The 721-nt window shown below is 70.7% G+C and carries 2 protein-coding genes; one reads left to right on the top strand and one right to left on the bottom strand.

Features of this window, described 5'->3' with window-relative positions:
* The coding region (locus A5711_RS09865; RefSeq protein WP_197520770.1) for an isocitrate lyase/phosphoenolpyruvate mutase family protein at window positions 1-341 on the top strand (341 nt) is incomplete at its 5' end.
* A gap of 73 nt (window positions 342-414) precedes the next feature.
* On the opposite strand, the gene A5711_RS09860 is transcribed toward A5711_RS09865, so the two are convergent.
* A partial coding sequence (locus A5711_RS09860; protein ID WP_067945934.1) for an Hsp20/alpha crystallin family protein occupies window positions 415-721 on the bottom strand: 307 nt, incomplete at its 5' end.

Genomic DNA, 721 nt, shown 5'->3' with positions numbered 1-721 from the left:
CCGCCGATGCGGCCGGGGTACACGTCGTGATCAACGCCCGCACCGATCTCTTCCTGCGCAAGGACGGCGACGACGCGGACCGTGTCGAGCGGGCGATCGCACGGCTGACGGAGGCCGCGGACGCGGGCGCCGATGTGCCGTACCCGGTGGGCCGGCACGATCCGGAGACGTTGCGCCGCTTGGCCGCAGAGCTGCCGTTGCCGGTCAACGCGATCGCGCTGCCCGATCAGGACGACCCGGCGTCCTTCGGGCCGCTGGGTGTCGCCCGGATCAGCTTCGGCCCCTTTTTCCAGGCCGCGCTGGCGGCCCGGGCCGGGGAATTGCTGGCGCGCTGGCGCTGATCACGGCGGAAATGGTTGCGCGGCAGAGAAATCCGGCGGGGTCGGTGGACCCCGCCGGATAGTCGCCCACCTCTTACTTGGTGATCTCGATGCGCCGCGCCTGGCTCCCCGCATAGGCGCCGGTGACCCGCACGGTCAGCACGCCGGCGTCGTAGGAGGCCGTGATGGCGTCGCCGGTGACGTGGGCCGGCAGCTGGAACGACCGGCGGAAGGATCCATAACGCACCTCACGCAGCGTCCGCCCGTCCTTCTCCTCCGCGTGCTCGTCACGGCGTTCGCCGTGGATCACGAGTCGGCCGCGGTCGACCTCCACGTTGACGTCCTTCTCGACGTCAACGCCGGGAAGCTCGACACGTACGATCGCGTCGTCGCCGTCCTTG

Source organism: Mycobacterium sp. E2238, from assembly GCF_001672665.1.
In the GTDB taxonomy this organism is placed as follows: Bacteria; Actinomycetota; Actinomycetes; order Mycobacteriales; family Mycobacteriaceae; genus Mycobacterium.
The sequence above is the reverse complement of the archived record's forward strand: the minus strand, read 5'-3'. Positions and strand labels throughout refer to the sequence as shown.